We start from the raw sequence: 20296 nt of genomic DNA on the forward strand, positions 1-20296 counted from the left end.
AGCCCCGCCGCCGGCGCCCGGCTCAGCGAGCAGCCCGGGGCGCCGGCTCCAGGTGCACCGCCTTCAGCGCCGCGAGCTCGCCCAGCAGGTCCGGGCCGTAGCCGCGGCCGCTGCCGGAGGCCCGCCGCGGGTCGGCGGACCCGCCCGGGGCTCCGCCGAAGACGGCGTTGACCTTCACCGTGCCGACCTCGAGCTCCTCGGCGGCCTCCAGCGCGTGCGCGGTGTCGGGCGTGAGCACGGTCGCGGCCAGGCCGTAGGCGCCGGAGCCCGCCAGCCGCAGGCCCTCGGCCCAGTCGGCCACCACGCGGACCGCGGCGACGGGGCCGAAGGTCTCCTCCGCCATGACGTCCATGTCGTCCGTGCAGCCGACCAGCACCGTCGGCGGGTACCAGGCGCCGGGCCGGTCCAGGCGCGCCCCGCCGGCCAGCGCCCGCGCGCCGGCGGCCACGGCGGCGTCGACGTGGGCGGCCACCACGGCCAGCTGGCGCTCGTCCACGAGCGGGCCGAGGTCGGTCGCGGGGTCGGCCGGGTCGCCCACGGCCATGCCGTCCGCGAGCGCGACCAGCTCGGCCAGGACGGCGTCGGCGACGTCGGCGTGCAGGTAGACGCGCTCGACGGCGGTGCACAGCTGCCCCGTGTTGGTGAAGGCCCCGGTGGCGATCTGCGCGGCGGCCCACGCGGGGTCGACGCCGGCGTCGACGAGCAGGGGGTCCTTGCCGCCGTTCTCGACGAGGGCCTTGGCGCCCCGGGCACCGGCCACGGCGGCGATGCGCCGCCCGGTGGCGGTCGAGCCGACCTGGGCGACGACGTCGACGCGCTCGTCGGCGACCAGCGCCTCACCGACCTCACCGCCTCCGGTGAGCACCTGCAGCACGCCGGCGGGCAGCGCCGCGGCGACGAGCGCGGCCATCGCCGCGCCCGGTGCGCTGGAGCGCTCCGACGGCTTGTGGACCACGGTGTTGCCGGTGACGAGCGCCGCGGCGAGCAGCCCGGCGGCGGCGGGGAACGGGTCGTTCCAGGGCGTGATGACGGCGACCGTGCCGCGCGGCTCGCGCTTGACGACGTCGATGGCGAGGCTCCCCCCGGCGAGCGAGCGGCCGGCGTCGAGGACGCCGGTCGTGGCGGCCTCCTCCAGCAGCTCGGCGGCGACGAGCGCGGAGCCGCGCGCCTGTCCGACGAGCCTCCCGGTGGTGGCGACGAGCAGGTCGCCCAGGGCGTCGGCGTGCTCGCGCACCGCAGCGGCCGCCACGCGGAGGGCACCCGCGCGGTCGCCCGGTGAGGTGGTCCGCCACGCGCGGCGGGCGGCGGCCGCTCCCGCGAGCGCGGCCTCGACCTGCGCCGCCGAGGCGCCGACCACCTCCCCGGCGGGGTCGCCGGTGGCCGGGTCCACCAGGGGCGCAGCGCCTCCGGCGGGGTCGGCGGCAGCCCCGTCGAGCCAGCACCCGGTGCTCAGCCCGGCGCCAGCGACGCCACCCCCGACAGCCCCGCCAGCGCTGGCCGTCGCGTCGGTCGGGACGTCGGTGGGGACGTCGGTCCGCAGGCCGCCGGTGCTCTCGCTCACCCGACGGTTCTACCCGAGGGGTGGCGCACCCGCGGTCCCGATCTTCCGACAGGTGATCGACTTTGCGGACGCTCCCGACTGCCCTACACACGTCTCCATGAAGGTGCTGGGCGTGAACGCCGTCTTCCACGACTCCTCCGCCGCCCTGGTGGTCGACGGCGTGGTCGTGGCGGCCGCGGAGGAGGAGCGCTTCTCGCGGCGCAAGCACGGCAAGCGCCCCGTCCCCTTCTCCGCGTGGGAGCTCCCGGAGCTCGCGATGCGTTGGTGCCTGGAGCACGCGGGGCTGACCGTCGACGACCTCGACGCCGTCGCCTACGGCTTCGACCCGTCGATGGCGCTGAGCGAGCAGGAGGGCGAGGAGCGGGGGCTGCGCGACCCGTGGGACCACCTGCGCACCACGTACGCGTCGCGGGCCGCGGGCTTCCTGGCCACCGCCCTGCCGGGGCTCGACAGGGCCAAGGTGGTCTTCGTCCCCCACCACGTCGCCCACGCCGCGAGCTCGGGCCTGGCCGGGCCCTCAACCACGGGCAGCGTGCTCGTGCTCGACGGGCGCGGCGAGCGCGGCAGCCACCTGTCGGGCCGCTACGTCGACGGGAAGCTCGAGGTGCTGGCCACCACCGAGCTGCCGCACTCCCTCGGCCTGGTCTACGAGTCGCTGACCGACCACCTGGGCTTCCTGCGCTCCTCCGACGAGTTCAAGGTCATGGCGATGGCCTCCTACGGCACCCCGCGCCACCTGGAGGCGCTGCGCGAGCACGTGCACGCCACCGGTGACGGGCGCTTCGTGGCCACCGAGCCCGACTGGTCGCGCTTCGCGCCGCGGCGCACGCCCGCCGAGGCCGCGGCCACGAGCGCGGAGGCGCTGCCTGCCGAGCACGCCGACCTGGCCGCCAGCGTGCAGGCGCTCACCGAGGAGGTCCTGGTCGACCTCGCGACGTGGCTCCACGAGCAGACCGGCGACACCCTGCTGACGATGGCGGGCGGCACCGCGCTGAACTGCGTGGCCAACACGAAGGTCTGGCAGCGCACCCCGTTCGAGCGGGTGTGGGTGCAGCCGGCCGCCGGAGACTCCGGCACCGCGCTGGGCGCTGCGCTGCAGGTCGCCGCCGAGGGCGGCGACACCATCCGCCCGATGGGCACCGCGGCGCTCGGCCGGGAGTGGTCCGACGACGCCCTCGCCGCGTGGCTGCGCACCGCGAAGGTGCCGTTCACCACCCCCGGCAGCCGCGAGGCGCTGGCCGAGGAGGTCGCCGACGTGCTCGCCGCCGACGGCGTGGTCGCCTGGTTCGACGGGCGGAGCGAGTTCGGCCCCCGGGCCCTCGGCCACCGCTCCCTGATCGCCCACCCCGGCAGCCCTGGCAACGTGGAGCGCATGAACGACGTCAAGGGCCGGGAGCAGTTCCGCCCGATCGCGCCGATGGTGCTCGCCGAGCGCGCGCAGGAGGTCTTCGAGAACGGGCCGTTCCCCAGCCCGTACATGCTGTTCGTGCACGACGTGAAGGCCGAGTGGCGCGAGCGGATCCCCGCGGTGACGCACGTCGACGGCACCGCCCGCATCCAGACGGTCAGCGACGGCAGCGGCGACGAGCCGGACGAGTCGGCGAACCCGGGGATCCACGCCCTCATCAGCGCCTTCGAGCGCCGCACCGGCCTGCCCGTCGTGGTGAACACCAGCCTCAACACCGCCGGGCGGCCGATGGTCGACGACCCCCGCGACGCCCTCGAGCTGTTCGGCTCCGCGCCCGTCGACGTGCTGGTCCTGGGCCCGCACCTCGTGCGCCGACGATCGCTCTTCGCCTCGTGAGCGCCGGTGGTGGGCCGCTGCGCTGGGCCGTCGTCGTCCCCACCGTCGGGCGTCCCAGCCTGCAGCGGCTCCTCGACACCCTCGCCGCCCAGACCGGCCCGGACCCGGTGGCGGTGGTCGTCGCCGACGACCGCCGCCCGGGGCGGGGCCCGCAGGACGACGCCGACCGCCTGCCCGCGCCGCTGGTGCTGACCGGCGGCGGGGCGTGCCCCGACCCGGTGGTCGTGCGCTCCGGCGGCCGCGGCCCCGCTGCCGCGCGCAACGCCGGCTGGCGGGCGCTGAGAGCGCTGGCAGCCCCGGCAGACGGGGGCGGGACCGCGACGCACGTCGACTGGGTCGCCTTCGTGGACGACGACGTCGAGCTGCCGCCCACCTGGTCCAGCGAGCTCGCGGCCGACCTCGCCGCCGCCGGCGACCGCACCGGCGGGGTGCAGGGGCGCCTGCGGGTCCCGCTGCCCGCGCACCGGCGCCCCACCGACTGGGAGCGCGGCACCGCCGGGCTCGCCGGCGCGGCCTGGGCGACCGCCGACATGGCCTACCGCGCCGAGGCCCTGGACGCCGTCGGCGGGTTCGACGAGCGCTTCCCCCGGGCCTACCGCGAGGACGCCGACATCGCCCTGCGCGTCCAGCGCGCCGGGTGGGCCCTGGAGCGCGGCGCCCGCACCGCGGTGCACCCCGTGCGCCCCGCCGACGACTGGGTCAGCCTGCGCGTGCAGCGCGGCAACGCCGACGACGCGCTCATGGGCGCCCTGCACGGCCCCCGCTGGCGCGAGGAGGCGCAGGCCCCTCCCGGGCGGCTGCGCTGGCACCTGGCGACGACGGCGGCCGCGGCCCTCGCCGTCGCCGGCCTCCCCCGAGCGCTGCGCGGACGCCGCGGCGCCGGGGTGCTGTCAGCGGCCGGCGCCCTGGCGTGGGCCGGGCTCACCGCCGACTTCGCCCGCCGCCGCACCGCCCCCGGCCCCCGCGACGCCGCCGAGGTGCGCCGCATGGTGCTGACGTCGGCGGCCATCCCCCTGGCCGCGGTGTGGCACCGCGCCCGCGGCACCTGGCGCTGGCGCACCGGGGCCCAGCCGTGGCCCGGGCCCGCGGGCGGCCCGCTGCGCGCCGTCCTCTTCGACCGCGACGGCACGCTCGTGCACGACGTCCCCTACAACGGCGACCCGGCGCAGGTGCGGCTCGTCGACGGGGCCGCGGGGGCGCTCGCCCGCGTGCGCGCCGCGGGGCTCGCGACCGGCGTCGTCACCAACCAGTCGGGCATCGCCCGCGGGATCATCACGCGCGCCCAGGCCGACGCCACCACCGCCGAGGCGGTCCGGCAGGTGGGCGGGGTCGACGTCGTCCAGAGCTGCCCGCACGCGCCCGGCGACGGCTGCCCGTGCCGCAAGCCCGCCCCGGGCATGGTGCTGGCCGCCGCGGTGCGCCTCGGCCTCGCCCCGCGCCAGGTGGCGGTCGTCGGCGACATCGGCGCGGACGTCGGCGCGGCCCGCGCGGCCGGTGCCCGGGGCGTGCTCGTGCCGACCGCGACCACCCGCCCCGAGGAGGTCGAGGCAGCCCGCGCGGCGGGTGACCTGGCCCCCGACCTGAGCGGCGCGCTCGACCTGCTGCTGGGATCGCGGTCATGACCACCGCTCCCGCCGCAGCCACCGACCCGAACGGCGACCCGCGACGGGTCCTCGCCGTCCGCCTCGACAGCGACGGCGACGTCCTCATGAACGGCCCCGCCGTCGCGGCGCTGCGCACCGGCCCGGGTGGCGGGCGCGCCGAGCGGGTCGACCTGCTGGCCTCCCGCGGGGGCGCCGCCGCCGGGCGGCTGCTGCCGGAGGTCGACGAGGTGCTCGTCGCCGACGTCCCCTGGGCCGGGTACCACCCGCCCGCGCCCGACGCGGAGCGGCTGAGCGCCCTCGTCGAGCTGCTGCGCGAGCGGCACTACGACGAGGTCGTCGTCTTCACCTCCTTCCACCAGAGCCCCCTGCCGATGGCGGTCGTCGCGCGGCTCGCGGGCGTCCCCCGCGTGGTCGGCGCCAGCGAGGACTACCCCGGCTCGCTCCTCGACCTGCGCCACCGCCGCGTGGGCGACCCCGACGGCACGGGGGGCCAGCACGAGGCCGTCGCCAGCCTCGGGCTCGTCGCGGCGACCGGGCGGGCCGTGCCCGCCGACCCGCGCCTGGCCCTGCGCCGCCCGCTGCCCGCGCTCCCCGACGACCTCGCCGTCGAGCTCGGCGACGACCTGGGCGCAGGTCGCTGCGTGGTGCTGCACCCCGGCGCCTCCGTTCCGGCCCGCGCCCCGCAGCCGCGCGTCGCCGCTGCCGCGGGAGCGGCCCTCGCGGCGGCCGGGTGGCGCGTGGTGGTCACCGGCGGTCCCGGCGAGCGCGACCTGACCGCCGAGGTGGCCGCTGCGGCCGGTGGCGCTGCCGCGGGCGTCGTCGACGCCGGCGGCCGCACCGACCTCGCCCAGCTCGCGGCGCTGCTCGACGCCGCCGCCGTGGTGGTGGTCGGCAACACCGGTCCCGCCCACCTCGCCGCTGCCGTGGGCACCCCCGTGGCCAGCCTGTTCTCGGCCGTGATGCCGCTGGAGCGCTGGGCGCCGTTCGGCGTGCCGGTGGCGGTGCTGGGCGACCTGTCCGCCCCGTGCGCCCTGAGCCGCGCCCAGGTCTGCCCCGTCGCGGGGCACCCCTGCCTGGAGGTGGCCCCGCAGGACGTCGTCGACGCCGTCGGCGAGCTCGCCGCCGGGCGCGTCGAGGTGCACCCGCCCCTGGCCCAGCGCACCCCGACCCTCCCGGGCGCCGCTGCCGGTCGGGGCGCTGCGGGCGGTCCCGCCGGCGCCGAGCAGGCGCTGTGAAGGTCCTCAGCTGGCACGTCCACGGCTCGTGGACCACGGGGTTCGTGCAGGGCCGCCACGAGCACGTGCTGCCGGTCGTGCCCGACCGCGGCCCCGACGGCCGCGGGCGCGCCCGCACCTGGGACTGGCCCGCCACCGCGCGAGAGGTCCCGCCGGAGGCCCTGGCGGCTGAGCGGCCCGACGTCGTCGTGCTGCAGCGGCCCCACGAGGCCGAGCTGCTGCACCGGTGGACGGGCCTGCGGGCGGGCGTCGACGTGCCCGCCGTGTACGTGGAGCACAACACCCCCGCCGGGCACGCCGTCAGCACCCGGCACCCGCTCGCCGACGGCGTGGGCGGCGCCTCCGGGTCGGCGCGGGTGCCGGTCGTCCACGTCACGCCGTTCAACGCCCTCGTGTGGGACTGCGGCGACGCGCCCGTGCGGGTGGTCGAGCACGGCGTCCTCGACCCGGGCCACCTCTGGACCGGGGAGCGCGAGAGCCTCGCGGTGCTGGTCAACGAGCCGGTCCGGCGCTGGCGGGTGGCCGGCACCGACGTCGTCGTCGACCTGGCGCGCGAGCTCCCCGTCGACGTCTACGGCATGGGGATGGCGGCGCTCGAGGAGGCGGCGCCGCACCTCGCCGGGCGCACCCACGAGGACCTCCCGCAGGCGCGGGTGCACGCCGAGCTGGCCCGCCACCGCGCGTACCTGCACCCGTTCCGCTGGACCAGCCTCGGGCTGGCGCTGGTGGAGGCGATGACGCTGGGGGCGCCCGTGCTGGCGCTCGCCACGACGGCGGCGCCCGAGGCGGTGCCGTCCGCGGCCGGGGTCGTCAGCAGCGACCCCGCCGTGCTGGCCGCGGCGGCCCGCCGCTGGCTGGCCGACCCGGCGGAGGCCGCCGAGCGCGGCGCCGCCGCCCGGGAGCACGCGCTGGGCCGGTTCGGCCTGGCGCGGTTCCTCTCCGACTGGGACGACGTGCTCCACGACGCCGTCGCGGGTCGCAGCACCACCTGAGCCACCAGCAGCAGCACCACCCGCACCACCACCCGCACCACCACCCGCATCACCACCCGCGGCGTCCCGGCGCCGCGGAGGGGGTCCAGCAGCGGCCCTCCACGCACCACGCGAGGAGCACGGCCATGAGGATCGCCATGGTCTCGGAGCACGCCAGCCCCCTGGCGGTGCTGGGCGGCGTCGACGCCGGCGGGCAGAACGTGCACGTGGCCGCGCTGTCGTGCGCCCTGGCCGCCCGCGGCCACCGCGTCGAGGTCTACACGCGGCGCGACGACCCGGCGCTGCCCGACCGGGTGCGGATGGCACCCGGCGTCGAGGTGGTGCACGTGCCCGCCGGTCCCGCCCGCCACGTGGCCAAGGACGAGCTGCTCCCGTGGATGCCGGCCTTCGCCGCCTGGCTGCAGCGCGCCTGGTCGGGCACCCGGCCCGGCGACCGGCCCGACAGCCGGCCCGAGGTGGTCCACGCGCACTTCTGGATGTCGGGGGTCGCGGCGCTGGAGGCCTGCCGGGCGACGGGGCTGCCCCTGGTGCAGACGTTCCACGCCCTGGGCTCGGTGAAGCGCCGCCACCAGGGCGACCACGACACCTCCCCCGAGGAGCGGGTGGCCCTGGAGGCGCAGCTGGCGCGGGAGGCCGACCTCGTCATCGCCACCTGCAGCGACGAGGTGGCCGAGCTGCGCGACCTGGTCCCGGCGGCGGCGCTGCGGACGGGGTCGGCCGGCGCGGGAGCGGCGCCGGTGCGCGTGGTGCCCTGCGGCGTCGACACCGACAGGTTCACGCCGTCCGGTCCCGCGCTCGAGCGCGGCGAGCACCACCGGCTGGTGAGCGTGGGCCGCCTCGTGGAGCGCAAGGGCGTCGACGCCGCGGTCCGCGCCCTGCGGGTGCTGCCCGACGCCGAGCTGCTCGTGGTCGGCGGCCCGCCGGTCGCCGCGCTGCCCCGCGACCCCGAGGCGGTGCGCCTGGTGGGCCTCGCGGAAGACCTGGGCGTCGCCGACCGGGTGCGCCTGCTGGGCCGCGTGGACCAGCCCGACCTGCCCCGGGTGCTCCGCTCGGCCGACGTCGTCGTCGCCACGCCCTGGTACGAGCCGTTCGGCATCGCGCCGCTCGAGGCGATGGCCTGCGGGCGCCCCGTGGTGGGCACCGCGGTGGGTGGCCTGCTCGACACGGTGGACGACGGCACGACCGGCTCCCTCGTGCCCCCGCGCGACCCGGGGGCCCTCGCGGCTGCGGTCCGGCCGCTCCTGGACGACACTGCCCTGCGGGAGCGCTGGGGACGCGCCGGCAGGCGCCGGGCCGTCGCGCGCTACAGCTGGAAGAGGGTCGCCGCCGCCACCGAGGACGCGTACGTCCAGGTGGTGGAGGGGGCTCGGGGGTCGGCCGCACGGATGGCCCTCGACGAGCGGACGGAGACCGCGTCATGAGCGACACCACCGGGTCCACCTCAGGGCCCACCCCACAGCCCACCCCACAGCCCGCCCCCACCAGCTCCTCGGGCGGCCCCGCCGCCGGGTGGCTCGCCCGCCACGCGGGAGAGGTCGCCGGCACGGTCTCGGGCCTGCTGCACGACGCCGCCGTCCTCGACGCGTGGGGGGCGCACCTCGCCGCCGTGCTCGGCGGCGGGGGCCGCCTGCTGGCCGCGGGCAACGGGGGCAGCGCCGCCGAGGCCCAGCACCTCACCGCCGAGCTGGTCGGCAGGTTCGTCGGCGAGCGCCGGCCGCTGTCGGCGATCGCGCTGCACGCGGAGACCTCCAGCACCACCGCCATCTCCAACGACTACGGCGCCGACGAGGTCTTCGCGCGCCAGGTCGCCGCGCACGGGCGCCCCGGCGACGTGCTGCTGCTGCTGTCGACGTCGGGCCGCAGCACCAACCTGGTGCGGGCCGCCGAGCGCGGCCGCGAGCACGGCCTGCGCGTCTGGGCGATGACCGGCCCCGGTGACAGCCCCCTCTCCACGGCCTGCGACGAGGCGCTGCGCGTCGGGGCCCCCACCCCGGTCGGGCGCCCCTCGACGTCCGCGGTGCAGGAGGGCCACCTGGTCGCGGTGCACGCGCTGTGCGCGGCCGTCGACGCCCACCTGCTCGGCCGGGTCGAGCAGGTCGCGCCGCCCGTCGCCGCGGAGCAGCCGACCGGGGCGACGCCGGTCCGCGCCGCCTCCCCCGCGCCGGCCTCCCCCGAGCCCGCGGTCGCAGCTCCCGGCCCGGTGGCGGTGCGCCCGGCAGCAGCAGCGGGTCGCCGCCGCCGCGTCGTCGTCGTGGGTGACGCGATGCTCGACCGCGACCTCGCCGGGCGCTCCGAGCGCCTCGCCCCCGACGCCCCGGTGCCGGTGGTCGACCTGCAGACCACCACCGAGAGCCCCGGCGGCGCGGGCCTGACCGCGCTGCTCGTGGCCGAGGGGTCCGCGGGCGCGCGCCCCGGCACCGCCCCGGCCGACGTCGTGCTCGTCGCCCCCCTGGCCGACGACGACGCCGGCCGCCGCCTGCGCGCGTCCCTGGAGCAGGCGGCCTCCCCCGTCGCCGTCGTCGCCCTGGGCCACCGCGGCGGCACCCGCACCAAGACCCGCGTCCGCGTCGCGGGACAGGCCCTGCTGCGCCTCGACGACGGCGGCCCCGGCGCCCCCGAGCCCCTCGACGCCGCCGCCCGCGAGCGCCTGGACGAGGTGCTCGCCAGCGCCGACGTGGTGCTCGTCAGCGACTACGGCGCCGGCACCACGAGCGACCCGTCCGTGCGGGCGGCGCTGGCGACCGCGGCCCGGCGCGTGCCCGTGGTGTGGGACCCGCACCCCCGAGGCGGTGCGCCCGTCGCCGGCTGCGCGCTGGTGACCCCGAACCTCGCCGAGGCGCGCGGCGCCGGCGGCCCGGGCCGCGCCGACGACCTCGCCGGGGCGCTGGCCCGCGGCTGGCAGGTGCGCGGGGTCTGCGTGACCACCGGCGCCGACGGCGCGTGGCTCGGCACCGACGGCGGCGACCCGCTCTTCGTGCCCGCGCCCGCGGTCTCCGGGGGCGACCCGTGCGGAGCCGGGGACCGGTTCGCCGCCTCGGCGGCGCTGGCCCTCGCCGGCGGCGCGGTGCTGTCCGAGGCCGTGGTCCGCGCCGTCGGCGACGCCTCGGCGTGGGTGGCGGCCGGCGGTGCCGGCGGCTGGCGCGAGGCGCAGGCCGCGGCGGCCCCTCCGGTGGCGCTCGTGCTGCCCGGCCAGCTGCCCGGCCAGCTGCCCGGTGAGTCGTCCGGTGCGGCGACCGGGGCCCGTGAGCCCCACGAGGCGGAGACCGGTGAGCAGGTGCTCGCCCGGGTGCGCGCCGCGGGCGGCACCGTGGTCGCCACCGGCGGCTGCTTCGACGTGCTGCACGCCGGGCACGTCGCCTGCCTGCAGGCCGCCCGGCGCCTGGGCGACGCGCTCGTCGTCCTGCTCAACTCCGACGGCTCGGTGAGGCGGCTGAAGGGCCCGCAGCGCCCCGTCAACGACGAGCTCGACCGCGCCCGGGTGCTCGCCGCCCTCGACTGCGTCGACGCCGTCGTCGTCTTCGACGAGGACGACCCGCGCGCGGCCCTCGCCGACCTGCGCCCCGACGTGTGGGCCAAGGGCGGCGACTACGGCGCCGCGGAGCTCCCCGAGGCGCCGCTCGTGCGCAGCTGGGGCGGCCGCGTGGTGCTGCTCCCCTACCTCGACGGTCGCTCGACCACGTCGATCCTCGCCCGCGGTGCAGCCCCTGCCGCGACCCCCGGGGGTGGCGCCCCGGAGCACCAGGAGGCCCTGTGACGAGCCAGTCCAGCATGCAGCCCGTCCAGCAGACGACGCAGCCCACGACCCAGCAGGCGACCCAGCAGGCGACCCAGCAGGCGACCCAGCAGGGCACCGCCCCGCTGCTCGACGGGATGGAGCTCGAGCGTCCGCTCGGCACCGTCTACGTGACGGGCGGCTCGAGCGGTCTGGGCGCTGCCGTCGTCGAGGTCGTCACCGCCCTCGGGGGCACGGCCGCCGTCATCGACCGGGCCGCGCCGCCCGCCGGGTCGTCGGCCGCCGGCCACGCCGTCGCCGACGTCTCCGACGCCGCCGCGGTGGAGCGGGCCGTGGCCGACCTCGTCGAGAGGGTCGGGCCGCCCACGGCCCTGCTGACCGCCGCCGGCACCGACGCGGTCGGTCGCCTGGAGGACGTGCCCGCCGACCGCTGGGCGAACGTGGTCGGCGTGAACCTCATCGGCACGGCCGCCGCGGTGCGGGCGTGCCTCCCCCACCTGGTCGAGGCCCGCGGCACCGTGGTCACCGTGGCGAGCTCGCTGGGGCTGCGCGCCGCCAGCGACGCGACCGCGTACTGCGCCAGCAAGTTCGGCGTCGTCGGCTTCACGCGGGCGCTGCAGCTGGAGCTCTCCGGGCAGGTGGGCGTGACGATGCTGGTGCCCGCCGGCATGCGCACCGCCTTCTTCGACGGCCGCACCGAGCAGTACCGCCCCGGGCCCGACGCGGCGCTCATGGACCCGCGCCAGGTGGCGCTGTCGGTGGTCCACGCGCTGCGCCAGCCCGTCGGCACGGAGGTGCGCGAGATCGTCGTCACCGTCTCGACGGAGCCGTCCTGGCCCTGAGGCCGACCGACCCGGTCGACCGGTGACCACCACCGTGCTGGCGCTGCGCGCGCTGGGGCTGGGCGACGCCCTCACCGGCGTCCCCGCCCTGCGCGGGCTGCGCCGCGCCCACCCCGCGGCGCGGCTCGTGCTGGCCGGGCCGCCCGAGACCGGGGCGCTGCTGGTCGGCGAGGGGGTCGTCGACGACGTGCTCCCCGTCCGCGGCATCGCGCCGCTCGCGCCGTCGTCCCTGCTGGACGCGGCAGCCGCCCACCCGGACGTCCTCGGCGACGGCGGCGTGGCGCTCGCGGTCAACCTGCACGGCCGCGGACCGCAGAGCACCCGCGCCCTGGAGGCCCTGGCCCCCGAGCGGCTCCTGGGCGCCGACGACTGGGACGACGACGAGCACGAGGTGCACCGCTGGTGCCGCCTCGTGCGCTCCGCCGGCGGTGACTGCTCCCCCGCCGACCTCGTGCTGCGCGACGTGCCGCTGTCCGAGCGGACCGGCGGCCGGGTGGTCGTGCACCCGGGCGCCGCGTCCGGGGCGCGCCGCTGGCCCGCCGAGCGCTGGGCGGAGGTGGTCTCGGCCCTGCGCGCGGCGGGCCGCCGGGTGGTGGTCACCGGCTCGGCGGGCGAGGCGGAGCTGTGCGCCCGGGTGGCCGTCGACGGGGCCGCGGACGCCAGCGGCGCGCTGTCCCTGGCCGAGCTGCTGGAGCTGGTGGCCTCCAGCCCGCTGCTGCTCGCCGGCGACACCGGCGTCGCCCACGTCGCCACCGCCACCCGCACGCCGTCGGTCCTGCTCTTCGGCCCGACCGACCCCGCCCGCTGGGGGCCGGCCGTCGGCGTCGTCGACCCCGCGCCCCTGCACCGGGTGCTGTGGCGCGGTGGGCCGGGGCGGGCCGGAGACCCCCACGCGGACGCGCCGGACGAGGTCCTGCTGCGCACCTCGGTCGACGACGTGCTCGGCGCTGTCCGCTGCGTGGGAGACGCGTGCGGGTGACGCTCACGGCCTCCACCGGTGACGCCCGCAGGTACGGTGGTCCGATGCACACGACGGCGGAGGACGTCCCGGCCCTCGACCGGGCCGGCGGGGCCTCCGACGGTGACGCCGCTGCCCAGACGTCTGCAGCCGCGTCGGCCCCGCTCCCGGTCTCGGAGCTGCTGTGCCTGGCGCTGCACCGCGCCTCGCGGGCGATGACGGCCCAGTACCGGCCCCTGCTCGCCCCCCACGGGCTGACGTACCCGCAGTACCTCGTGGTCTCGCTGCTCCACCAGGACGGCCCCCGCACCGTGGGCGGAGTCGGCGAGCAGCTGGGGCTGGAGTCGAGCACCCTGTCGCCGCTGCTGGGCCGTCTGGCCGAGCGCGGCCTGGTGCTGCGCACGCGCGCCGCCGAGGACGAGCGCCGCGTCCAGGTCGAGCTGACCGACACCGGGCACGCCCTGGGCGAGCAGCTCGAGTGCCTGCCCGACCAGGTGTGCGAGGCCGCCGGCCTCTCGCGCAGCGAGGCGAAGGGCGTCGTGGCCGAGCTGATGGAGCTCGTCGCGGTGCTCGAGGGCCCCGCCCAGCGCTGACCCGCGAGCCGGCCCCCTCGCCGGCTCCGGGGCCGGACCCCTCGGGTCGCGCGCGACACATCTCCGTGTGACGGTGATCAGGCACGTCTGACCGCTCGTCCCAGGAGGACCCATGCCCCGCCTGACCGTCCCCGGCAGCACCGACGTCGACCTCTACTACGAGGACCACGGCACCGGTGCCCCCGTCGTGCTGATCCACGGGTGGCCCCTGTCCGGCCGCTCGTGGGAGGCCCAGGTCCCCGCGCTGGTCGCCGCCGGCCACCGCGTCATCACCTACGACCGCCGCGGCTTCGGCGACTCCTCCCAGCCGTGGACGGGGTACGACTACGACACGTTCAGCGCCGACCTCGACGCGCTGCTGACGCACCTCGACGTCACCGGGGCCACGCTCGTCGGGTTCTCGATGGGCGGCGGCGAGGTCGTCCGCTACATCGCGCGCTACGGCAGCTCGCGCGTCGCGGGGGCTGTGCTGGCCGCGGCGGTACCGCCGTACCTCTACAAGAGCGACGACAACCCCGACGGCGGCCTCGACGACGCCACCATCGAGCAGTTCGAGACCGGCGTGAAGACCGACCGCATCGACTTCCTGGAGGAGTTCACGACGAACTTCTTCTCGGCCGGGAAGGGCCTGACCGGACCGAAGGTCAGGGTCAGCGAGCCCCAGCGGCAGTACGCCCGCCACATCGCGGAGTTCGCCTCCCCCAAGGGCACGCTCGACTGCATCGCGGCGTTCGGCCGCACCGACTTCCGCGGTGACGTCCAGGCGGTCGCCGCCTCCGGCGTCCCGGTCCTCGTCATCCACGGCGACAGCGACGCGGTCGTGCCGTTCGAGGTCTCCGGCAAGCGCAGCGCCGAGCTCATCCCCGGCGCGCAGCTGCACGTCGTCGAGGGCGGGCCGCACGGCATCAACGCCTCGCACGCCGAGGAGTTCAACCGGGTGCTGCTGGCGTTCCTCACCCGCTGACCCCTCCCACCCCGGTGGCCTCCGGGACCGCAGCCAGGCGCTCGGCTGCGGTCCCAGGGGGCCCAGGAACCGCAACCAAGCGCTCGACTGCGATCCAGAGGGGCCCAGGAACCGCAACCAAGCGCTCGGCTGCGATCCCGGAGGGGTCAGGGAGCGGTGAGGATGAGGGGGCCGTCGTCCGTCACGGCCACCGTGTGCTCGGCGTGCGCGGCGCGGCGGCGGTCGCGGGTGACCACCGACCAGCCGTCGCGCGCCGTGCGGTACTCGCTCGAGCCGGCCAAGAGCATCGGCTCGATGGCCAGGGTGTGACCGGCCTCCAGCCGCTGGTCGCGCGCCGCGGCGAACGGCTGGTTCGGCACGAACGGCGCCTCGTGCATGGCCCGGCCGATGCCGTGCCCGCCGTGGTCGGGCAGGTGCGCGAACCCGTGCCTCTTCGCCACCGCGTCGACGGCCGTGGCGATGTCGAGCAGCGTGGCCCCCGGCACGGCCGCGGCGATGCCGGCGGCCAGCGCCTCCTCGGTGGCGCTCACCAGGCGGCGGTCCTCCTCGGTGGAGGAGCCGATGTGCACGGTGATGGCCGCGTCGCCGTGCCAGCCGTCGACGGCGGCGCCGAAGTCGATGCTCAGCACGTCGCCGTCGGAGACCCGCCGGCCCGTCGGCGGGCCGTGCACCACGACCTCGTTGGGCGACAGGCACAGCACGCCCTTGTAGGCGGTCGGCGCCCACGCGGGGGCGTAGCCGAAGAAGGAGCTCTCGGCGCCGGCCTCGTGCAGCGCGGTGCGGGCGATGTCGTCGAGGTCGCGCAGCTTCACGCCGGGGACGGCGGCGGCGCGCACGGCCTCCAGCGCCAGGGCGACCACGCGACCGGACTCCCGCATGGTCTCCAGCTCGGCGGCGGAGCGGATCGGGTGCGGGACGGCGGTGGTGCTCGGCATCCCCCCAGGCTACGTGCCGCCCCCGCCCCCTCCCCCGTGGTGCCAGAGGGATCTGTGCGCACCCGCCGAGCAGCGCCCGGGCCGCCGGGCGGGGCCGGGCCGCGTCGGTGAGGCTGTCCGGCGTGGACCTCCCCTTCACCCCTCCGCTGCACGCCGACCAGCTCTTCGGCCACCTCGCGGCGACGGCGGTCCCCGGCGTGGAGGAGTGGCTCCCGGCCCGGGGGACGGGCGACGACGGCGGGGGTCGCGGCGCGCTGCGGCGCGCGGTGCGGCTGCCGGGCGGCTCCGGCGTCGTCGTGGTCCACGTCCCGGAGCCCGGGGCGACGTCCGTGCGCGCCGAGGTCGCCACCACCGACCCCGCCGACGAGCCCCTCGCCGCCCGTCTGTGCCGGCGCCTGCTCGACCTGGACCTCGACCCGGCGCTGCCCGACACCGCCCTCGCGGCCGACCCCGTGCTCGCCCCGCTGGTCGCCGCGGTGCCCGGGCGCCGCGTGCCCGGCTCCCCCAGCGCGGAGGAGGTGGCGGTGCGCGCGGTGCTCGGCCAGCAGGTGTCGACGGCGGCCGCCCGCACCCACGCGGCGCGCCTGGTGGCGGCCCTCGGCGAGCCCGCCGGGCTGGGCACCGACCTGCAGCTGTTCCCCGCGGCGGAGGCCCTCGCCCGGCTCGACGACGACGAGGCGGTGCGCCTGCTCGCCCTGCCGACCCGGCGGCGCGAGACCCTCCGGAACCTGGCGCGGGTGCTGGCCGGCGGGTCGCTGGACCTGCGGCACGTCGACGACGGCGGCGACCCCGAGCGGGCGCGCGCCCAGCTGCTGGCCCTGCCGGGCATCGGGCCGTGGACGGCGCAGACGGTCACCATGCGCGCCCTCGGGGACACCGACGCGTTCCTGGCCGCCGACCTCGGGGTGCTGGTGGCGGCCCGGGAGCTCGGGCTGCCGGGCGACGCGCGGCCCCTCGACCGGCACGCGCGGACGTGGAGCCCGTGGCGCTCCTACGCCGTGCAGCACCTGTGGGGTGCCCTCCCGCACGCCATCAACGCGCTGCCCCCCTCACCGTGATCATGGGCGTCCGCCACCCCGGGGTGGCGGACGCCCATGATCACCGGGGTCAGGGGGCGAGCGGGAGGGTCTCCTCGGGCGACCAGGGACCGCCGTCGTAGCGCCACAGCTCGAGGGCCCGCGCCTGCGCCGTCCACGGGGCGATGTCCACCTCGAGGCGGTCGGCGAGCTGGCGGGCGGCGTCGGGCGTCACCTTGTTCTGGACCGTCACGTGGGCGCGCAGCCGCTGGCGGTCCTGGGCGGTGAGCGCGTCGTCGCCGAGCTCGTCGCGCAGGCGGCGCAGCAGCCGGTGGTGCAGCGCGTCGAGCTCAGGAGCCACCAGCCGCAGCGCGGTGCCCCGCCCGAGGCGCTGCACCTCGCCCACGCGCACGTCGAAGGCGTCGGTGCGGGCCTCCTCGGCGAGGACGCCGCGGACGCGCGCCACCTCCTCGCCCGGCAGGGCGTGGAAGAGCGTCACGTGGGCGGGCAGGTGGTTCCGGTCGGCGGGGAAGTGCGCGCGGCGGAGCCCGTCGAGGCGCTCCTGGCTCTCGTCGTCGAGGGCCAGCGTCACCACCAGCGGCCGGCCGTCTGCCCCGTCGGCAGTGTCGGCACCACCAGGCGGACCGCTCACGCCGCCTGCCGCAGCCCCGCGAACCACTCGACCGTGCTGGCCAGCCCCTGCTCCCACGGGACGCGAGGCTGCCACCCGAGCAGGCGCCGGGCGAGGGCGGTGTCCGGGCGGCGCACCTGCGGGTCGTCGACGGGCCGCTCCACGAAGCGCACCGGCGAGCGCGAGCCGGTGGCCGCGACGACGTCCTCGGCGATCTGCCGGACCGTCATCTCGTGCGGGTTGCCGATGTTCACGGGCCCGGGGTGGCCGCTGCCGGCCAGCGCGAGGATGCCCGCGACCAGGTCGTCGACGTAGCAGACCGAGCGGGTCTGCAGACCGTCGCCGGCCACCGTCACCGGCTCCCCCGCCAGCGCCTGGCGCACGAAGGTGGGGATGGCGCGGCCGTCGTGCGGGCGCATCCGGGGGCCGTAGGTGTTGAAGATGCGGACGATGGCGGTGTCGACGTCGTGGGTGGTGCGGTACGCCGTCGTCATCGCCTCGCCGTACCGCTTGGCCTCGTCGTAGACGCCGCGCGGGCCGACGGGGTTGACGTGGCCCCAGTAGTCCTCGGGCTGGGGGTGCACCTGCGGGTCGCCGTAGACCTCGCTGGTGGAGGCCAGCAGGAACCGCGCGCCCTTCTCCTTGGCCAGGCCGAGGGCGTGCAGGGTGCCGATGGAGCCGACCTTGAGGGTCTCGATGGGCAGCTGGAGGTAGTCGATCGGCGAGGCCGGGGAGGCGAAGTGCAGCACCAGGTCGACCTCGCCGGGCACGTGCACGAAGTCGGTGATGTCGCAGCGGACCATCCGGAACTGCGTCGGGTACCGCTCGGCGAGGTGGGCGACGTTGCCCGGGCCGCCGGTGAGGAAGGAGTCGAGGCAGACCACCTCGGTGCCGCGCGCGAGCAGCTCCTCGCACAGGTGGGAGCCGAGGAAGCCGGCGCCGCCGGTGACGACGGCGCGGCGGAACCCGCGCTGCGGCAGCACGTCGGGGCCGGGCTCGGCGCTCGCGCCAGGGGTGTCGTTCAGGGCCACGGTGGGTCTCCCCGCGTCGCGTGGTCAGCGGGCCGTCGTCTCGACCGTGCGAGTGCAGTCGACCCCACCACCGCACGACGCGCGAACCGAGCGCCCCCGGTGCAGGGTGGGCCGCGATGAGCAGCACCCCCTTCCACGACGCGGTCGGCGTCGTCGTCATCACCTGGCAGCGCCGCGAGGAGGCCGTCGCGGCGGTCGGGCGACTGCTCGACCTGCCGGAGCGGCCGCGCGTCGTCGTGGTCGACAACGGCTCCACCGACGGCACCGCCGGGGCGCTGCGGCGGGCCTTCCCGCGGGCGCTGGAGGACGACGGCGGCGCCGGCCCCCAGCTGGAGGTGGTCACCCTCGGCCACAACGCCGGTGCCGTGGGGCGCAACCTCGGGGTGGCGCGCCTGGCCGGGCGCGGGCTGCGGCACGCGGCCTTCTGCGACGACGACACCTGGTGGGACCCGGGCAGCGTCGCGCGCGCCGCCGACGTGCTGGACGCCCACCCCGACGTCGCGGTGCTCACCGCGCGGATCGTGGTGGAGCCCCGCGGGACGGACGACCCGATCGTCGCCGAGCTGCGCGACTCCCCCGTCGTCCCGAGCCGCCCGGGGCTGCCGGGGCCGGCGCTGGGGAGCTTCCTCGCGGGGGCCTCGGTGCTGCGCATCACCGCGTTCCAGCAGGTGGGGGGCTTCTCGCCGCGGCTGTGGCTGGGCGGGGAGGAGGAGCTGTGCGCCGCCGACCTCGCCGCCGCCGGGTGGGAGCTGTGCTACCTGCCCGAGCTGGTGGTGCACCACCGCGCCTCGAAGCTGCGCGACGCGTCGCTGCGCCGCCGCCACGGCATCCGCAACACCGTGTGGTTCACGCTGCTGCGCCGCCCCTGGCCCGCGGCGCTGCGGCGCCTGCGCGTGCTGGCCCGCACGGTCCCGAAGGACGCCACCACGCTGCGCGCCGTCGGCGACGCAGCGCGCGGGCTGCCCTGGGTGCTGAGGGAGCGCCGGCCGCTGCCCCCGCACGCCGAGGCGAGGTTCCTCGCGCTCGAGGACGCCCAGGCCCGCTCCACGGCGAGGACGTACGTCGGATGAGCGCCCCCGCCGACCACCGCCCCGGAGGCGACGGCGAGCGCTGGCAGGACGCCGTGACCGTCGTCGTCGCCAGCATGGACCGCCGCGCCGAGCTCCTGGCGTCGCTCCCGCGCCACCTCGAGCAGGGGCTGTCCGTGCTCCTGGTCGACAACGGCAGCAGCGACGGCACCGTCGAGGCCGTCCGCGCCGCGCTCCCCGAGGTGCGGGTGGTGCCGCTGCCCGCCAACCGGGGCGCGGCCGCGCGCACGCTCGGGGTCTCCCGGGCGCGCACCCGGTACGTGGCGTTCGCCGACGACGACTCCTGGTGGGCCCCCGGCTCGCTGGAGCGCGCCGTCGCCCTGCTCGACGCCCACCCGCGGGCGGCGCTGCTGGCGGCGCGCGTGCTGGTCGGCGACGACGAGCGGCCCGACCCCTTCAACGACGAGCTCGCCGCGGCCCCGCTGGGCACCGAGCCCGACCTGCCGGGCCCGTCGACGCTCGGCTTCGTGGCCTGCGCCGCGGTGGTGCGCCGCGAGGCGTTCCTGGCCGCCGGCGGCTTCGACGACGTCGTCGTCTTCCCCGGCGAGGAGGAGCGCCTCGCGCTCGACCTGGCCCGCGACGGCTGGGGCAGCGCCTACGTGCCCGAGCTCGTGGTGCACCACCACCCGAAGGCGTCGGCGTCGCGCGACAGCCACGAGCGGCGGCGCACCCGGATCACGCGCTCGGCGCTGCTGACCGCGCTGATGCGCAGGCCGTGGCCGGTGGTGGCGCGCCGGGCGTCGGCCGCGTGGCGGGCGGGCGGTCCGGAGCGGGCTGCCCTGGTGCCGGCGCTGCGCGACGCACCGCGGGCGCTGCGGGCCCGCCGCGTGGTGCCGCCACCCCTGGAGCGGGTCGCCCGCTCCCTGGGCCAGTGACCCCCTCGGCCGTGGTGTCAGCGGGCTTCCGAAGCACCTCCCCCGCCGTGGTGTCAGCGGACTTCCCGAACACCTCGGAGCCAGCGCGGACGGACCGCGACGAGCAGCTGGCCACCTACCGCCGCCTCGTGCTCCACGAGCTGCCCGGGCGCGCCGCCCGCGAGCGCTGGGTGGTCCACGCCGACCACTGCCTGGGTCGCATCGTGCTCGACCACGCCGTCGGCGGGTGCTGGTACGACGTCCTCGGCCGCTCCGGGCCCGGACGCCGCGGTCCGGCGTTCGAGCGCCTCGACGACGACCAGCTGGCCCGCGCGGTGGCGCTCGCCGAGCGCATCGCCGACGGCGGCGACGCCGTGCTGCGCCCGCTGAACACCCAGTCGCTGGCCTGGCGCGGGAAGTCCTCCCGCGCGCGGCGCTGACCCCGCGGGGGTGGC

18 protein-coding genes are annotated in these 20296 nt (G+C 78.1%); 14 read left to right on the forward strand and 4 right to left on the reverse strand.

Going from position 1 to position 20296, the window contains the following annotated elements:
• Window positions 1-22 precede the first annotated feature (22 nt).
• On the reverse strand, window positions 23-1561 hold the full coding sequence (locus tag F1641_RS11200) for an aldehyde dehydrogenase family protein (RefSeq protein WP_219729543.1): 1539 nt from the start codon (window positions 1559-1561) through the stop codon (window positions 23-25).
• A gap of 97 nt (window positions 1562-1658) precedes the next feature.
• On the opposite strand from F1641_RS11200, the gene F1641_RS11205 reads away from it, so the two are divergent.
• The 10 genes from F1641_RS11205 to F1641_RS11250 all read left to right on the forward strand — a co-directional run bounded on the left by F1641_RS11205 (window position 1659) and on the right by F1641_RS11250 (window position 14286).
• Complete coding sequence (locus F1641_RS11205; protein ID WP_194905538.1) at window positions 1659-3365, forward strand: carbamoyltransferase C-terminal domain-containing protein; 1707 nt, start codon at window positions 1659-1661, stop codon at window positions 3363-3365.
• Window positions 3362-4987 carry an HAD-IIIA family hydrolase gene (locus F1641_RS11210; RefSeq protein ID WP_206691029.1) on the forward strand — a complete coding sequence of 542 codons (1626 nt, stop codon included), beginning with the start codon at window positions 3362-3364 and terminating at the stop codon, window positions 4985-4987. Before F1641_RS11205 ends, F1641_RS11210 begins: the two co-directional genes overlap by 4 nt.
• Complete coding sequence (locus F1641_RS20430; RefSeq protein ID WP_194905540.1) at window positions 4984-6204, forward strand: glycosyltransferase family 9 protein; 1221 nt, start codon at window positions 4984-4986, stop codon at window positions 6202-6204. The genes F1641_RS11210 and F1641_RS20430 overlap by 4 nt, the downstream gene beginning before the upstream one ends.
• The gene (locus F1641_RS23225) at window positions 6201-7196 is read left to right on the forward strand and encodes a glycosyltransferase (protein ID WP_194905542.1); all 996 of its coding nucleotides are present in this window, start codon (window positions 6201-6203) and stop codon (window positions 7194-7196) included. Before F1641_RS20430 ends, F1641_RS23225 begins: the two co-directional genes overlap by 4 nt.
• Window positions 7197-7321: 125 nt before the next feature.
• A complete protein-coding gene (locus F1641_RS11225) occupies window positions 7322-8617 on the forward strand; it encodes a glycosyltransferase (protein WP_194905544.1) in 1296 nt (431 codons plus the stop codon).
• Window positions 8614-10950: a PfkB family carbohydrate kinase gene (locus F1641_RS11230; RefSeq protein ID WP_206691030.1), complete on the forward strand. Its 2337-nt coding sequence runs from the start codon at window positions 8614-8616 to the stop codon at window positions 10948-10950. The genes F1641_RS11225 and F1641_RS11230 overlap by 4 nt, the downstream gene beginning before the upstream one ends.
• A 116-nt stretch (window positions 10951-11066) precedes the next feature.
• Window positions 11067-11771 carry an SDR family oxidoreductase gene (locus tag F1641_RS11235; protein ID WP_194905955.1) on the forward strand — a complete coding sequence of 235 codons (705 nt, stop codon included), beginning with the start codon at window positions 11067-11069 and terminating at the stop codon, window positions 11769-11771.
• A 22-nt stretch (window positions 11772-11793) separates the two neighbouring features.
• On the forward strand, window positions 11794-12750 hold the full coding sequence (locus F1641_RS22445; RefSeq protein WP_194905546.1) for a glycosyltransferase family 9 protein: 957 nt from the start codon (window positions 11794-11796) through the stop codon (window positions 12748-12750).
• A gap of 44 nt (window positions 12751-12794) precedes the next feature.
• Window positions 12795-13322 (forward strand): MarR family winged helix-turn-helix transcriptional regulator, encoded by a 528-nt coding sequence (locus F1641_RS11245; RefSeq protein WP_194905549.1) that lies wholly within the window; start codon window positions 12795-12797, stop codon window positions 13320-13322.
• Window positions 13323-13434: 112 nt separating this feature from the next.
• The gene (locus tag F1641_RS11250; RefSeq protein WP_194905551.1) at window positions 13435-14286 is read left to right on the forward strand and encodes an alpha/beta fold hydrolase; all 852 of its coding nucleotides are present in this window, start codon (window positions 13435-13437) and stop codon (window positions 14284-14286) included.
• Between the two features lie 146 nt (window positions 14287-14432).
• On the opposite strand, the gene map is transcribed toward F1641_RS11250, so the two are convergent.
• On the reverse strand, window positions 14433-15221 hold the full coding sequence (gene map, locus F1641_RS11255) for a type I methionyl aminopeptidase (RefSeq protein ID WP_194905552.1): 789 nt from the start codon (window positions 15219-15221) through the stop codon (window positions 14433-14435).
• 122 nt (window positions 15222-15343) lie between these two features.
• Here map and F1641_RS11260 point away from each other — a divergent pair, with 122 nt between their 5' ends.
• Window positions 15344-16279 (forward strand): AlkA N-terminal domain-containing protein, encoded by a 936-nt coding sequence (locus F1641_RS11260; protein WP_219729544.1) that lies wholly within the window; start codon window positions 15344-15346, stop codon window positions 16277-16279.
• Window positions 16280-16328: 49 nt separating this feature from the next.
• On the opposite strand, the gene F1641_RS11265 is transcribed toward F1641_RS11260, so the two are convergent.
• Together F1641_RS11265 and F1641_RS11270 are read right to left on the reverse strand one after the other, a co-directional pair.
• The gene (locus F1641_RS11265) at window positions 16329-16889 is read right to left on the reverse strand and encodes a 2'-5' RNA ligase family protein (protein WP_194905553.1); all 561 of its coding nucleotides are present in this window, start codon (window positions 16887-16889) and stop codon (window positions 16329-16331) included.
• The gene (locus F1641_RS11270) at window positions 16886-17893 is read right to left on the reverse strand and encodes a UDP-glucuronic acid decarboxylase family protein (protein ID WP_194905959.1); all 1008 of its coding nucleotides are present in this window, start codon (window positions 17891-17893) and stop codon (window positions 16886-16888) included. Before F1641_RS11270 ends, F1641_RS11265 begins: the two co-directional genes overlap by 4 nt.
• Before the next feature lie 122 nt (window positions 17894-18015).
• On the opposite strand from F1641_RS11270, the gene F1641_RS11275 reads away from it, so the two are divergent.
• Genes F1641_RS11275 through F1641_RS11285 form a run of 3 tightly spaced genes read left to right on the forward strand, consistent with a single transcriptional unit; the run spans window position 18016 to window position 20281 of the window.
• Entirely contained in the window at window positions 18016-18969 is a 954-nt protein-coding gene (locus F1641_RS11275; RefSeq protein ID WP_194905554.1) for a glycosyltransferase family 2 protein, read from the forward strand.
• On the forward strand, window positions 18966-19862 hold the full coding sequence (locus F1641_RS11280; RefSeq protein ID WP_194905555.1) for a glycosyltransferase family 2 protein: 897 nt from the start codon (window positions 18966-18968) through the stop codon (window positions 19860-19862). Before F1641_RS11275 ends, F1641_RS11280 begins: the two co-directional genes overlap by 4 nt.
• On the forward strand, window positions 19859-20281 hold the full coding sequence (locus F1641_RS11285; protein WP_255514538.1) for a hypothetical protein: 423 nt from the start codon (window positions 19859-19861) through the stop codon (window positions 20279-20281). Before F1641_RS11280 ends, F1641_RS11285 begins: the two co-directional genes overlap by 4 nt.
• The last annotated feature ends 15 nt before the right edge of the window (window positions 20282-20296 follow it).

Source organism: Quadrisphaera sp. INWT6, assembly GCF_015390235.1.
Classification (GTDB): Bacteria; Actinomycetota; Actinomycetes; order Actinomycetales; family Quadrisphaeraceae; genus Quadrisphaera.

What these genes read in the sequence shown, in the direction of transcription:
- map (WP_194905552.1), bottom strand. Translation starts at nt 15,221, where the DNA reads ATGCCGAGCACCACCGCCGTCCCGCACCCGATCCGCTCCGCCGCCGAG.
- F1641_RS11230 (WP_206691030.1), top strand. Translation starts at nt 8,614, where the DNA reads ATGAGCGACACCACCGGGTCCACCTCAGGGCCCACCCCACAGCCCACC.
- F1641_RS11275 (WP_194905554.1), top strand. Translation starts at nt 18,016, where the DNA reads ATGAGCAGCACCCCCTTCCACGACGCGGTCGGCGTCGTCGTCATCACC.
- F1641_RS11235 (WP_194905955.1), top strand. Translation starts at nt 11,067, where the DNA reads ATGGAGCTCGAGCGTCCGCTCGGCACCGTCTACGTGACGGGCGGCTCG.
- F1641_RS20430 (WP_194905540.1), top strand. Translation starts at nt 4,984, where the DNA reads ATGACCACCGCTCCCGCCGCAGCCACCGACCCGAACGGCGACCCGCGA.
- F1641_RS11205 (WP_194905538.1), top strand. Translation starts at nt 1,659, where the DNA reads ATGAAGGTGCTGGGCGTGAACGCCGTCTTCCACGACTCCTCCGCCGCC.
- F1641_RS11280 (WP_194905555.1), top strand. Translation starts at nt 18,966, where the DNA reads ATGAGCGCCCCCGCCGACCACCGCCCCGGAGGCGACGGCGAGCGCTGG.
- F1641_RS11245 (WP_194905549.1), top strand. Translation starts at nt 12,795, where the DNA reads ATGCACACGACGGCGGAGGACGTCCCGGCCCTCGACCGGGCCGGCGGG.
- F1641_RS11225 (WP_194905544.1), top strand. Translation starts at nt 7,322, where the DNA reads ATGAGGATCGCCATGGTCTCGGAGCACGCCAGCCCCCTGGCGGTGCTG.
- F1641_RS11250 (WP_194905551.1), top strand. Translation starts at nt 13,435, where the DNA reads ATGCCCCGCCTGACCGTCCCCGGCAGCACCGACGTCGACCTCTACTAC.